Origin of the sequence: Paracoccus sp. SY, assembly GCF_002901215.1 — a bacterium.
Taxonomy (GTDB): Bacteria; Pseudomonadota; Alphaproteobacteria; order Rhodobacterales; family Rhodobacteraceae; genus Paracoccus; species Paracoccus acridae.
In genome coordinates this window covers 26,474-38,612 of the sequence record NZ_NWMQ01000008.1, presented here as the reverse complement: position 1 = coordinate 38,612, position 12,139 = coordinate 26,474, and the positions used below count along the sequence as shown (strand labels likewise).

Genomic DNA, 12,139 nt, shown 5'->3' with positions numbered 1-12,139 from the left:
GCTGCGGGCGCTAGGGGAATATCCATGTCGATCTGGGAATATGCAAACCCTGTCAAGTTCATGCGCACATCCGGCGCCGCCCTGCCTTGGGTCGTAGCGGGTGCGGCCGTCTGCACCGTCACGGGCCTTGTCTGGGGCTTCCTGACGCCCGAGGATTACCGGCAAGGGTCCACCGTCAAGATCGTCTTCCTGCACGTCCCCGCCGCCATGATGGCGATCAACATCTGGGTGATGATGCTGGTCGCCTCGCTGATCTGGCTGATCCGCCGCCACCATGTCAGCGCGCTTGCCGCCAAGGCCGCCGCCCCCATCGGCGCGGTGATGACGCTGATCGGGCTGATCACCGGCGCGGTCTGGGGCCAGCCGATGTGGGGCACCTGGTGGGAATGGGATCCGCGCCTGACCAGCTTCCTGATCCTTCTGCTGTTCTATATCGGCTATATCGCCCTGTGGTCCGCGGTCGAGGATCCGGACAGCGCCGCCGACCTGACGGGGGTCCTGTGCCTTGTGGGGTCGGTCTTCGCGCTGTTGTCGCGCTATGCGGTGTTCTTCTGGAACCAGGGCCTGCACCAGGGCGCCAGCCTGTCGGTCCAGCCGGGCGAGAGGATGAGCGCAGTGTACCGTTATCCGCTTTACCTGACCATGCTGGGCTTCGGCTTGCTGTTCCTGGCGCTGCTGCTGATCCGCACCCGCACGGAAATCCGCAGGCGCAGGCTCGCCGCCCTGCAAGCACGAGAGATGCGCGCATGATCGAACTTGGGAAATACGCGGGCGCGGTGATCGGCGCCTATGGACTGTCGCTTGCGCTGCTGGGCGGGTTGATCTGGCAGACGCTGGCCGCCAATGCCCGCGCCCGCCGCGATCTGGAAAGGCAGGAAAACCGTGGCTAGGATTTCACCGCTTGTCGCCGTCCCGCCCCTGGCCTTTGCCGCCCTGGCGGGGATGTTCTTGTGGGGAATGGGCCGCGACGCGCCGAACGAACTGCCCTCGGCCATGGTGGGCCGCGATGCGCCCGCCGTGCCGCAGACCACCTTGCCCGGCAAGACCCAGTTGACCGACGAGATGCTGCGCCAGCCCGGGGTGAAGCTTGTGAATTTCTGGGCAAGTTGGTGCCCGCCCTGCCGGGCGGAACATCCGACGCTGACCGACCTTGCCAAGCGGATGCCGGTCTATGGCGTCGATCTGCGCGATACGGATGCCAACGCCCTGCAGTTCCTGGCGGAAGACGGTGACCCTTACGCGGCGATCGCGACCGATCCCAAGGGGCGCACCGCGATCGACTGGGGCGTCACCGCCCCGCCGGAAACCTTTATCGTCGATGGCGAGGGACGCATCCTTTATCGCTATGCCGGTCCGCTGGTGCGCGAGGATTACAGCAACCGCTTCCTGCCGGAACTCGAAAAGGCCATGGCGGCCGAGGAATAGACCCGCCCCCGGCCGGGGGCAGGCGCGGATCGACCCTCAGGGCCCGTCGTTCAGATAGGGGGTCGAGGTGGCCGATGCGGATTTGCCGGCCTTGGCCGAGGTGGCCTTGGTCGATTTCCGGGTCTTCTTCTTCGGCTCCTGCTCCATCAACTGGGGCTGGCTTTCGTCCGCGGTCTGGGCCGCGTCGGGAGACTGGATCGAATCCTCCCCCTGGCCGCCCGACATGTCGCCGCTGCCGGTCTGGTCGCCCTGGCCCGCCTGGTTGCGCAGTTCTTCCTCGGCGCGCGACCAGTGGTCGGCGTCGCGTCCTTCGGGGCGGCCTTCGCTTTCCCAGATCTCGTGGGCGCGTTGCCTGATGCGTTCCTGATGGTCCTGGTCCATGTCTTCCTCCTTTGGTTTAGGCCTGGGGCGTTCCTGCCGCGACAAGCGCCATCACGGTCTGCCATGGCACCGTCAGGGTGCCGGTGACGGAATGATCCTGTTCGACCTGCTCGGCCGAGGTGTCGATGCGCAGCGTCCATTCGCCCTCGGGCAGGGCGAATTCCACATCCTCGCCCGCGTTGATCACGATCAGCAGGTTCGGCCCGCCGGGGGTCGCCTGGTGCAGGCCAAGGCAACGCAGTTCGGCATCCTGCCAGTCACCTTCCTCCATCGTGCCGCCGCGCGGGTGCAGCCACAGGAACGCGGGCTGGCGGTCCTGCGCATCGTCCGGTGAGGCGCCGAAGCGCGACTGCGACAGCGGCACGTCCTTGCGGAACGCGGCAAGCGCCTGCACGGCGGTCAGGATGTCTTCCCTTGCCTTGTCCCATTCCAGCCAGCTGATCGCGTTGTCCTGGCAATAGGCGTTGTTGTTGCCGTCCTGCGTATTGCCCAGGTCGTCGCCCGCCAGGATCATCGGCACGCCCTGGGACAGCATCACGGTCGCCAGCATCGCGCGGACCCGGCGGACGCGCGCGGCGATGATGCCGGGATCGTCGGTCGCGCCTTCGGCCCCCAGGTTGTCGGACAAATTGTGATCGTGCCCGTCGCGGTTTTCCTCGCCATTGGCGTCGTTGTGCTTGTCGTTGAAGCTGACCGTGTCCCACAGGGTGAACCCGTCATGGGCCGCCACGAAGTTCACGCTGGACGTCGCCGGGCGATGGCTGTGGTTGAACTGCACGGGCGATCCCGACAGCCGTTCGGCCATGGCGGGCAACAGTCCCGGATCGCGGCGCCAGAAGGCGCGGGTATCGTCGCGGAACTTGTCGTTCCATTCGCGGAAGGGCCAGCGATAGCCGCCGACCTGATAGCCGCCTTCGCCGATGTCCCAGGGTTCCGCGATCAGCTTGGCGCTGGACAGGATCGGATCCTGGCGAATGGCATTGAAGAACGACCCGTCGCGTTCAAAGCCCTGCGCTTCGCGCCCCAAGGTCGAGGCAAGGTCGAAGCGGAAGCCGTCCACATGCATCGCCTCGACCCAGTATCGCAGGCTGTCCATCACCATCCGCAAGACCATGGGATGGGCGACGTTCAGCGTGTTGCCGGTGCCGGTCGTGTCGAATCCGTGGCGCGGGTTGTCGGGCGACAGCAGGTAATAGGACGCGTTGTCGATGCCCCGGAAGGACATCGTCTGGCCCAGTTCGTTGCCCTCGGCCGTGTGGTTATAGACCACGTCCAGGATCACCTCGATCCCCGCCTTGTGCAGCTTGCGGATCGCCTCCTTCACCTCTCGGATCTGGCCGGATTTCAGATAGGGGGCGTGGGGCGCGAAGAAGGACAGCGTGGAATAGCCCCAGTAGTTCGACAGCCCCCGTTCGACCAGGAAACGGTCGTTGGCAAAGGCATGGATCGGCAAAAGCTCGATCGCGGTGGCGCCGATGCGGTGCAGGTGTTCGATCACCGCGTCGCTGCCAAGGCCCCGGAATGTCCCGCGATCGGCCTCGGGGACGCCCGGATGCAGTTGCGTCAGGCCCTTGACGTGGCTTTCATAGATCATGGTGCTTTGCCAGGGCGTGCGGATGGCGCGGTCGGTGTCCCAGTCGAACTTGGCATCGACCACCACGGCCTTGGGCATGAAGGCCGCGCTGTCGCGGGTATCGAAGGTCAGGTCATCCTCGCCCACCTGATAGCCGTGCAGGGCGTCGTCCCACTTGATCTGGCCGCGCAATTCGCGGGCATAGGGGTCCAGAAGCAGCTTGTTGGGGTTGAAGCGGTGACCCTGTTCGGGGGCATAGGGGCCGTGGACGCGATACCCATAGACCTGTCCCGGCCCGATGCCGGGCAGATAGCCGAACCATACCCCGCCCTCCATGTCGGGCAGTTCCAGCCGGTGCAGCTCATGTTCGCCGCTGTCGTCGAACAGGCACAGTTCCACCTTGGTCGCATGGTCGGAAAACAGGGCGAAGTTGGTGCCTTCGCCCAGGAATTCGGCGCCCAGGATGTCAGGGCGGGTCACGGTCAGGTCGAAGGCAGGCACTTGCTTCGTGTCGCGCATCATGTGTTCCGATTCAGGCGACATCGCGCGGCTGCAACGACGGACGTGTCCCGGCCGGCAGGAATGTCGCCCTGCGCATCGTGTCACGGCGGTCCAGCATGGCCTGGGTGATCAGAAGGGTGTTCCGGTCGCGGCGGAACCAGCGGTCGTCCTCGTCCGGGTCCTCGCCCACGACCAGGCCCGCGGGAATGCGCACGCCAGGTGCCACCAGGCACTGCGACAGCCGCGCCGAGGAGGGGACAAGCGCCCCCGGCATCGCCACGCTGCCCCGGCCGAGATACCATTCCGACAGGGTCGATATGCGCGGCAGCCGCACCGGTTGCTGGCCCCGGAAGTCCAGATGGGACTGGCGCAAGGCGTCGATCGTTCCGACATCGCGCCAATAGGCCTGTCCCGAAGGCCCGGCGGGAAGGCGATAGGCCATGGCCAGGCCCTGCGACACGGCGGCGGGAATGACCTCGTGCCCGAAGTCGAGGGATTCGATATCCCGGCCGAACAGCGCGTCCCGAAGCCAGTCCGTCTCGAAGACATAGATGCCCATCGACACCATGGCCCGGTCCGGCTCGCCCGGGATTGCGGGGGGATGAGCGGGTTTTTCCAGGAAGGACCGGATGCGACCGGTGGCGTCGGCCTGCATCACGCCGAAGCTGCTGGCCTGGGACAGGGGAACCACGTCCACGGCGACGGTGACCGCGGCGCCCGATGCGCGGTGCGCGGCGATCAGCGCGGCATAGTCCATGTCATAGATATGATCGGCGGCCAGGACCAGAACCTGATCCGACCCCCAGTCCTTTATCTGCGCCCAGTTGTGCCGCACCGCATCGGCGGTTCCCAGATAGCGGTTGTGACCGTTGCGCAGGATCATCCCGCCATCCGGGAAATGGCCGCCCCACCGCGCGGGCAAATGATCATGCAGGGTGGCAGGGGCAAATTGGGTGGCCACAAGCAACCTGTCCAGCCCCGACCGGACGACGTTCGCCATGGCAAAATCAACGATCCGGTTGCGGCCGGCGAAATGCACGGCCGGCTTGCTTTCGGCAGTTGTCAGGTCGTGCAACCGGGATCCCTTGCCGCCCGCCAGAAGGACGGTTGCAACAGCCTGGCCCGTTGGATTGGATGTGCGCAATGCTGACACCGAAGCGATCCTTTGTATGGAGATGCAAGCAGCCCCGTGGGCAACTTGCTTTCCAAACTGAAACAACGCGTGATTGTTCCCGGGAACGCCAAATATTGTGGGGCGTCAGGAAGCCTGGGTGATCGTCACGCTGACCTGGCTGCCATCGCCGAAGGCACGAAACAGGATTTCTGCTTCGCGTTGCGCCGGGATGCGTGAAAATGCGGCGGTCAGAACCTGCCCCTGGCTTCTGCGGATCAGACGAACGCCCGCATCGTCGATCTGGATCGCGGCATCCGCATCGCGCAGGAAATCCTGCCGGGTCTTGCGCAGGAACAGAAGCTGCTGCGTCCAGTGCATCTTGGCGTCCTTGTCCTGCGCCCGTTCGGGAAACGCCGCCCAATCGACGGCCAAGCGATTGTCCGGGTCGGTCAGCGCCAGAAGCCCCGCCTCGTCCCCGCGATAGATGTCGGGAAAGCCGGGCATCAGCATCTGGAAGGCAAGCTGCGCAAAGGCCAGCGCTTCGCCCCGTTGCAGCAGGGATTGCAGGGCAGGGGGTTCCCGGTCGCCCCATTGATCCAGGATGTCCCGCGCAAAGGTCTTTGCGGCGGTTTCGGCAGCCTCGTCCGGGTTCGTCCAGAAGCTTGTCAGCTTGGCCTCGCGCATGGCCTTTTCGATATGCTGGTTCAGCCGGTCCGCGGTCCTTTCCGCCTGCCCGTCCCAGATCGCCAGCGCGGATTGGAGGACATACCACCGCCAACGAGGCTCGACCCCTTCGGCCGAAGGCAGAGCCGCCGATTGGTCATGAAGCGCCTGGAACGCCTGGGGCAGGTGGCTGATCGCGACCAGGCGCATCCGGGAATCGCCCGACCGCTTGGTGTCATGGGTGGACACCAGCGTCATGTCCGCAGGGCGCCGCGCGGCCAGGAACGCGGTGGCCTCGTCGACGGTGACGGTGGGTTCGTCGGGCTCCGCCCCCACCTCGTTCGCCGCCAGATAGCGGGTCCAGCGGAAGCCTGCGGTGTCTTCCTGCGCCTTGGCAAGCAGCGCGCCGGACACCTGCTGGAAGCGACGCACGAAGGCGCGGGCGGCATCGGTCCGGGGATCCGTCATCAGGTCCGCCAGCAGATCGACCACTGCCCGGCTGCGCAGCCCCTGCGCCGCGTCCTCGGCAATGGTGCGCAGCAACTCGCGATCCTCGGGGCCAGCCGCGTCGGTGACATAGGTGCGGTATCGCGGCGTGGCGACCAGCAGCGCCGTCACGGCCTCGCGCAGGGATTCCGGGCCGGGCTCGGCCAGGGGGGATCCTTGCGCCGCCAGGGCCGCCATGTCGCGCAACTGCCGCCGTTCGGCCGCCAGTTCGTTGTCCAGAACGTCCAGCTTGGCCTGGCGCAATTCGTCGCGGAAATCGCTGTCGATGCCGGTCGCCAGCCGCCAGGCATGGTCCAGTTCCTCGATCCCCGAAGGATCGGTGAAAGCCCTGGCGATCAGGCGCGCGGCCTCGTATCCGGTGGTGCCGGCGGTCTTCCAGTCAGGCGGCAGGGTTTCATGGCCCACCAGGATCTTCTCCACCCAGACCGGGGTGTCGGGCAGGGCCTCGTGCAGCCAGTCCAGATAGGTGGCGGGATCGGCCAAGCCGTCGATGTGATCGACGCGCAGGCCCTGGACCCGGCCCGAACGCACCAGATCGAAGATCAGGCTGTGGGTGTCGTCGAAGACCGCCCGATCCTCGACCCGCATCCCGATCAGGCTGGTGACGTTGAAGAACCGCCGATGGGTGATGCCGTCGCGTTCCAGTTCGTAATGGACCAGCCGCCAATGCTGGGCATCGTGCAAGGCGCGCAGGTCGTCGGTGGCGGGGCTGCCTTCGGCCAAAGGCACGGCGACATCGCCGAACCGCCACATCCCGTCCGCCGCGCTGAAGGCGCCATCGGCCAGCATCTTCTCGAACGGTTCGGGCAGGAAGGGCAGGACCAGCGGCCCCGCATCCCAGTCGATGTCGAAATGCCGGGCATAGCGGCTGGAAGGCCCGTGCTTCAGAACATCCAGCAGCCATGGGTTTTCCAGGGTGAAGGCCGTGTGGTTCGGCACGATGTCCAGGATGATCCCCAGGCCCCGGTCATGCGCCGCCTGGGCCAGCCGGTCGAAGCCCTCGCGCCCGCCAAGGGCCGGGTCGATCCTGGTCGGGTCGATGATGTCATAGCCATGCGTCGATCCGGTCGAGGCCTGGAAGATCGGCGACAGATACAGGTGCGACACCCCCAGATCGGTCAGATAGGGCAAAAGCCGCGTCACGCGGTCGAAGTCCACGCCCTCGCGCATCTGGATCCGATAGGTCGCCGTGGGGATATGGGGGGTCATGTGAACCTTGTGCTGACAGAAAGGGCAAAGGGATCGGTGCCGATGCGGCCCAGGGAAAAGGCGGCATCCTCGTGGGGCTGCAGGTCGGGTTGGGTCTGGCCCATACTAAGCCGCAGATCCAGGATGCCGGCATGGAAATGCCAGTTGGCAGACAGGGACGCGGTGCCGTGGCGCGTGACCTGGGCAGGCTGGCTGCGCCCGCTTTTCAGCAGCGGCACCACATGGTCGCGGCGGAAGGCCAGGGCGCGGGCGGTCAGATCAAGCCAGTCGCGGCCCTGCGGGTCGTTCCAATCCAGCTTCGACCGGGCAAAGGTGTCCATGGCCAGCGGATCGGGCACCTTGGATCCCAGGCTGGCGATGCCCGCGAATTCGGCGGCGCGGCCCTTGCGCACGGCTTCGGCCAGGTCGCCGGTGAAATCGGCGAAGAACAGGAAGGGGGTCGTGGCGCCCCGTTCCTCGCCCATGAAGATCATCGGGATATAAGGCGCGGTCAGCAGCAGGGCGAAGGCGGTCCTGACGCCCTGCGGATCGGCCAGCGACAAGAGGCGTTTGCCCAGGGCGCGGTTGCCGACCTGGTCATGGGTCTGGGTGGAATTGACGAAGCCCGTGGGGGGCAGATCGCCGCAAGGCTCTCCTCTCGGTTCGCCGCGGCCGGGGCGTGGCTGGCCTTCCTCGATATGGCCGCGCTGCAGGGCCAGGCACAGATCGCCGATGGGGTCATGCGAGAAGCTGGCGTAATAGCTGTCGGACTCGCCGGTCAGCGCGCAATGGACCGCATGATGGAAGTCGTCGTTCCAGCTTGCGTCATAGCCGTTTTCGCGCAGGAAGCGTTCGTTGCGCTCGTCCTCGACGATCAGGTGGATGGCGCGGCTTTCGTCCACCGCGCGGACGCGACGGGCGAAGGTCGTCATGAAGTCGTCGGCGCCCGGCCCGCTGATCTGATGGACCGCATCGAGCCGCAGCCCGTCCAGGCGGTATTCGCCGATCCAGTATTCGGCGCACTGGATCCAGTATTCCCGCACGGCATCTTGCGAAAAGTCGATGGCCGCGCCCCAGGGGGTATGGCGGCTTTCGTCGAAGAAGGGCGGGGCGGCGTGGTGCAGATAGGCGCCTTCGGGACCGAAATGGTTCATCACCAAGTCCAGGATCACCATGATCCCCAGCGAATGGGCGCGATCCACGAAGCGGCGCAGGTCGTCGGGCGTGCCATAGGCCGGGTGCAGCGCATAGGGCAGCACCCCGTCATAGCCCCAGCCGCGGTCCCCCTGCCATTGCCCCACGGGCATCAGCTCGACCGCGGTGATGCCCAGTTCCGCCAGTTCCGCCAGCTTGTCGGACGCGGCGTCCAGCGTGCCCTGGGGCGTGAAGGTGCCCAGGTGCAGTTCATAGATGACCGCCTCGGCCCAGTCGCGCCCGGACCAGGGTGTCTGCCAGTCGTGACCGGACGGACCAACAACCACCGAAGGCGCGTGGACATCGCCCGATTGCAGGCGGCTGGCCGGATCGGGAATGTCCTGGCCGTCCACGCGCAGCAGATAGCTGTCGCCCGGCCGCGCCGGAACGATGGCCGACCAGAACCCGTCCGCCGCGCGTTCCATGGCGTGCGCCCGCTCGTTCAGGATCAGGCCCACTTCATTCGCCTTGGGTGCCCAGATGCCGACCGACCAGCCGGCATCTGTCCACCGTCCCCCCCATGCCTGCATCATCGTCACATCATCGGCTTGCCGCCGGTGACGGCGATGGTGGTCCCGGACACATAGCTGGACATGGGTTCCGCCAGCATCACATAGGCCGAGGCAAGCTCGACCGGCTGGGCCGGGCGGCCCATGGGATAGTTCTCGCCGAACTTGGACACCTTCTCGGCATCCATGCTGGCGGGGATCAGCGGCGTCCAGACGGGACCGGGGGCCACGGCATTGGCGCGGATCCCGCGTTCGGCCAGCAGTTGCGCCAGACCCATGGTGAAGTTCTGGATCGCGCCCTTGGTCGTGGCATAGGCCAGCAGGTTCGGGCTGGGATTGTCCGAATTGATCGAGGCCGTGTTGATGATGGAACTGCCCGGTTTCATATGCGGCACCGCCGCCTTGGTCAGGTAGAACATCGCGTCGATATTGGTCGCGAAGGTATAGCGCCATTCCTCGTCGGGGATGTCCTCGATCTTGTCGAAGGTCAGCTGGTGGGCGGCGTTGTTGACCAGGATGTCGATCTTGCCGAACTTCTCGGCCGTTTCGGCGATGATCTTGCGGCAATGTTCTGGGTCCGAGATGTCGCCCGGAAAGGTCAGGCATTCGCGCCCGGCGTCGCGGACCAGTTGCGCCGTGGACCGGGCGTCGTCTGTTTCGTCCAGATAGGAAATCGCCACATCCGCGCCTTCGCGGGCAAAGGCGATGGCGACGGCGCGGCCGATGCCGCTGTCGCCGCCGGTGATGATGGCCTTCATCCCCTCGAGCCGGTTCGCGCCGCGCCAGCTTTCCTCGCCGTGGTCGGGCTTGGGGTCCATCTTCTGAAAGCTGCCGGGCAGTTCCTGCTGCTGTTTCGGAAAAGGAGGCTTGGGATAATCGCGCATCTTGCGGCCTTTCTGGTCTGAAGAATGCTGTCCGCCGTGGGACGGCTTGGCCAAGGCAGAACCACCGGGGACCGATCAGGTTTCCGTCTTGCTGTTTATCAGTTCGGGAAAACCGCTGCGGAACATCTGCCGCCATGCGGTCGTTTGGCACCTGAACAAGGATCGGAGCGATATCATGCGCAACTGCGATATTCTGATAGCAGCGGGGGGATTCCTGCTGGCGGGCGGGTTGATCGCCAAGGCCATCGGCGGCAGCGGCTCGTCGCATCACCGCTATGTCCGTCCGGCAGGCCCCCGGGAAATGTCCGCCCCTCCGCGGGACTGGGACCGCGTGGACGAGGCGGTGGACGAATCCTTTCCCGCCAGCGACCCCCCCTCGACCTATTGAGGCTGTCATGCCCATCGGACAGGACGCCCGGCTGATCGCCTATGGCAAGTTGATCGACGCCCTGCCGGACCTGCTGGACACCAGGGGCCGCCAGGCGCTGTGCGACTGGCTGGCCCCGCGCCAGGTCCTGCATGACGGGCAGGAAGACCCCGGCGCGGTGATCGTCGAAGGGCTGGAAACCGAACTGGCGATCGCCGAAGTCTTTCGCCAGCTTGCCGAAAAACTGGACTGCCCGCCCAGTGACGCAGGCCCCGCCTAGACCATCGCGGCGATCAGGCGGTCGGTCGGGATCATCTCGATCTGCTGGCCGAAGCGTTTGGCATACATCTCCATCGCCGCGTCATGGGTGTCGTCCGTGGATGAACAGACGGCATCGGACACGACGATGACCCGGTATCCCAGATCGACCGCGCCGATGACCGCGGCCAACAGGCAGATGTCGGTTTCCCCGCCCGTGAGGATCAACGTATCGACGCGATCTTGTTGCAGCATCGGATGAAGGCGCCCGTCCATCCAGGGCGAATAGACCGGCTTGTCGAAGACCTGCGCGCCGGGCAAATGGATCTCCAGTTCCGGCAGCAGCCGCAGCCAGTCGGAATCCAGGTTCTGCCGCAGCATCTGCGGCCATTTCTCGTAATAGCGCCGCCATGCGCCGGGGGCGTGGTCCAGGGACTCGGGCGGGATGAAGCGGGTGAAGATGGTGCGGGCGGGAAACATCTCGACCACCTGGCATACATTGGGCAGCACCTGCCGCATCCAGTCCACCGCCCATTCGGATCCTTCATCGAACAGCCGTTGCATGTCGATGCACAGATGCACCGCCCGGTCGCCCGGCGGACCATAGCGCAGCCCTTCTTCCACCTTGCCTGCTTCGGCCCCTTGCACGGTCATAAGACACCCCTGTGATTGAGCATCACCCAGAACGGCCACGCCCGAGGGAAGTTTCCAATTCTGTCCGCGCCCAAACATTTGTTCTGTCCACCATCATGCGCGGCGTCAGTGCAGGTGCGTGCGTCCCCGCAGCCTGTGTTCCTGGTCCAGCAAGCGCAGCAGCCAGTCGCCGACATCGTCCGGCGCCCTGCCTGCGGACCGCTGCGCCACGGCGCGCTGCAAGGTCGCTTCGACCAGCCGTTCGGCCGAGGGATCGTCCGGCATGATCCGGCGCGACCGCTGCATCATCTCGACGGCGATGGCGCCCAGGCTGTCGTCGTCCACGGGCCGCAGGTTTCGCCGCTGCCGGTGAAGATCGGCCAGAAGCGGGGCCGCATGCCGGTGCCGGGGATAGGTGGGGCAATACCGGAAGCGCAGGGGAAGGGCGCCAGTGCCCCGGTCCTTGAGAAACACGAAGGGGACGTCGCTGCGTTGCAGGCTGTCGGCCAGCCAGAAGCCGGTTTCCGGCTGCACGGCCAGGTCCACGATCGCCGCCTGCACCGTTCCTGCAACCTCGATCGCCTCGTGCATGTCTGCGAAGGGTCCGACGACCACATGGCCATGGCGGCGAATTTCGCCCGCAAGCCTTTCGGCAAGGACGGCATCTGCCTGAACAAGCATGACGCGAAGGGCATCAATCGTCATCTGGCCTCTCTTTCCCCGGGCAAGGCATATGCCCCCGATCAAGGAAGTCCAGGAAAGATAGGGACGATCCAGGTCATGTTGAACCGCGGCACAGCCGGATATGGGTTGGCCGGTTCGGCTTGGCCGGAAACCGCCGATGGCGATGTCCGTGCTTCGACCAGCGGCAGACGGCGGCAGGAAGGACGTGCGCAAAGGCGCTTTTCGTTCTGGCTTTGTTTCCGTGCAAGGGTGGACTAG

At 65.7% G+C, this 12,139-nt stretch carries 14 protein-coding genes; 6 read left to right on the top strand and 8 right to left on the bottom strand.

All coding sequences use genetic code 11. The features are described from left to right. Positions 1–24 precede the first annotated feature (24 nt). The 3 genes from CK944_RS08755 to CK944_RS08745 are packed head-to-tail and all read left to right on the top strand — an operon-like array spanning position 25 to position 1,425. A complete protein-coding gene (locus tag CK944_RS08755) occupies positions 25–750 on the top strand; it encodes a heme ABC transporter permease (RefSeq protein ID WP_103172681.1) in 726 nt (241 codons plus the stop codon). Further along, complete coding sequence (gene ccmD / locus CK944_RS08750; RefSeq protein ID WP_103172680.1) at positions 747–890, top strand: heme exporter protein CcmD; 144 nt, start codon at positions 747–749, stop codon at positions 888–890. Before CK944_RS08755 ends, ccmD begins: the two co-directional genes overlap by 4 nt. Next, a complete protein-coding gene (locus CK944_RS08745) occupies positions 883–1,425 on the top strand; it encodes a DsbE family thiol:disulfide interchange protein (protein WP_239986011.1) in 543 nt (180 codons plus the stop codon). The genes ccmD and CK944_RS08745 overlap by 8 nt, the downstream gene beginning before the upstream one ends. A gap of 36 nt (positions 1,426–1,461) precedes the next feature. Here CK944_RS08745 and CK944_RS08740 read toward each other — a convergent pair whose 3' ends face one another. The 6 genes from CK944_RS08740 to CK944_RS08715 form a co-directional block, all read right to left on the bottom strand. Beyond that, a complete protein-coding gene (locus CK944_RS08740) occupies positions 1,462–1,806 on the bottom strand; it encodes a DUF2934 domain-containing protein (RefSeq protein WP_103172678.1) in 345 nt (114 codons plus the stop codon). A gap of 16 nt (positions 1,807–1,822) precedes the next feature. Next, complete coding sequence (glgX, locus tag CK944_RS08735; protein WP_103172772.1) at positions 1,823–3,901, bottom strand: glycogen debranching protein GlgX; 2,079 nt, start codon at positions 3,899–3,901, stop codon at positions 1,823–1,825. 10 nt (positions 3,902–3,911) lie between these two features. Then, the gene (locus tag CK944_RS08730) at positions 3,912–5,033 is read right to left on the bottom strand and encodes a sugar phosphate nucleotidyltransferase (protein WP_256388113.1); all 1,122 of its coding nucleotides are present in this window, start codon (positions 5,031–5,033) and stop codon (positions 3,912–3,914) included. 105 nt (positions 5,034–5,138) lie between these two features. After that, the gene (treY, locus tag CK944_RS08725; protein ID WP_103172676.1) at positions 5,139–7,373 is read right to left on the bottom strand and encodes a malto-oligosyltrehalose synthase; all 2,235 of its coding nucleotides are present in this window, start codon (positions 7,371–7,373) and stop codon (positions 5,139–5,141) included. After that, positions 7,370–9,079, bottom strand: coding sequence for a malto-oligosyltrehalose trehalohydrolase (gene treZ, locus CK944_RS08720; RefSeq protein WP_103172675.1), 1,710 nt, complete (start codon positions 9,077–9,079; stop codon positions 7,370–7,372). Before treZ ends, treY begins: the two co-directional genes overlap by 4 nt. Before the next feature lie 2 nt (positions 9,080–9,081). Then, positions 9,082–9,939, bottom strand: coding sequence for an SDR family oxidoreductase (locus CK944_RS08715; RefSeq protein ID WP_103172674.1), 858 nt, complete (start codon positions 9,937–9,939; stop codon positions 9,082–9,084). A 175-nt stretch (positions 9,940–10,114) separates the two neighbouring features. Here CK944_RS08715 and CK944_RS08710 point away from each other — a divergent pair, with 175 nt between their 5' ends. Then, entirely contained in the window at positions 10,115–10,327 is a 213-nt protein-coding gene (locus CK944_RS08710; RefSeq protein WP_103172771.1) for a hypothetical protein, read from the top strand. 7 nt (positions 10,328–10,334) lie between these two features. Beyond that, positions 10,335–10,586: a hypothetical protein gene (locus CK944_RS08705; protein WP_103172673.1), complete on the top strand. Its 252-nt coding sequence runs from the start codon at positions 10,335–10,337 to the stop codon at positions 10,584–10,586. Here the strand turns inward: CK944_RS08705 and CK944_RS08700 are convergent. After that, positions 10,583–11,218, bottom strand: coding sequence for a cysteine hydrolase family protein (locus tag CK944_RS08700; protein ID WP_192877743.1), 636 nt, complete (start codon positions 11,216–11,218; stop codon positions 10,583–10,585). The two genes, CK944_RS08705 and CK944_RS08700, sit on opposite strands and share 4 nt — an antisense overlap. A 105-nt stretch (positions 11,219–11,323) precedes the next feature. After that, complete coding sequence (locus CK944_RS08695; RefSeq protein ID WP_158247977.1) at positions 11,324–11,788, bottom strand: hypothetical protein; 465 nt, start codon at positions 11,786–11,788, stop codon at positions 11,324–11,326. A 24-nt stretch (positions 11,789–11,812) separates the two neighbouring features. On the opposite strand from CK944_RS08695, the gene CK944_RS23190 reads away from it, so the two are divergent. Beyond that, on the top strand, positions 11,813–12,139 hold the full coding sequence (locus tag CK944_RS23190; protein ID WP_158247976.1) for a hypothetical protein: 327 nt from the start codon (positions 11,813–11,815) through the stop codon (positions 12,137–12,139).

Bases quoted from the DNA above. Each gene is read 5' to 3' on its own strand.
- CK944_RS23190 (WP_158247976.1), top strand. From the start codon at position 11,813: ATGGCCATGGCGGCGAATTTCGCCCGCAAGCCTTTCGGCAAGGACGGC.
- CK944_RS08715 (WP_103172674.1), bottom strand. From the start codon at position 9,939: ATGCGCGATTATCCCAAGCCTCCTTTTCCGAAACAGCAGCAGGAACTG.
- treY (WP_103172676.1), bottom strand. From the start codon at position 7,373: ATGACCCCCCATATCCCCACGGCGACCTATCGGATCCAGATGCGCGAG.
- treZ (WP_103172675.1), bottom strand. From the start codon at position 9,079: ATGATGCAGGCATGGGGGGGACGGTGGACAGATGCCGGCTGGTCGGTC.
- CK944_RS08755 (WP_103172681.1), top strand. From the start codon at position 25: ATGTCGATCTGGGAATATGCAAACCCTGTCAAGTTCATGCGCACATCC.
- CK944_RS08705 (WP_103172673.1), top strand. From the start codon at position 10,335: ATGCCCATCGGACAGGACGCCCGGCTGATCGCCTATGGCAAGTTGATC.
- CK944_RS08700 (WP_192877743.1), bottom strand. From the start codon at position 11,218: ATGACCGTGCAAGGGGCCGAAGCAGGCAAGGTGGAAGAAGGGCTGCGC.
- CK944_RS08695 (WP_158247977.1), bottom strand. From the start codon at position 11,788: ATGCACGAGGCGATCGAGGTTGCAGGAACGGTGCAGGCGGCGATCGTG.
- ccmD (WP_103172680.1), top strand. From the start codon at position 747: ATGATCGAACTTGGGAAATACGCGGGCGCGGTGATCGGCGCCTATGGA.
- CK944_RS08710 (WP_103172771.1), top strand. From the start codon at position 10,115: ATGCGCAACTGCGATATTCTGATAGCAGCGGGGGGATTCCTGCTGGCG.
- glgX (WP_103172772.1), bottom strand. From the start codon at position 3,901: ATGATGCGCGACACGAAGCAAGTGCCTGCCTTCGACCTGACCGTGACC.
- CK944_RS08740 (WP_103172678.1), bottom strand. From the start codon at position 1,806: ATGGACCAGGACCATCAGGAACGCATCAGGCAACGCGCCCACGAGATC.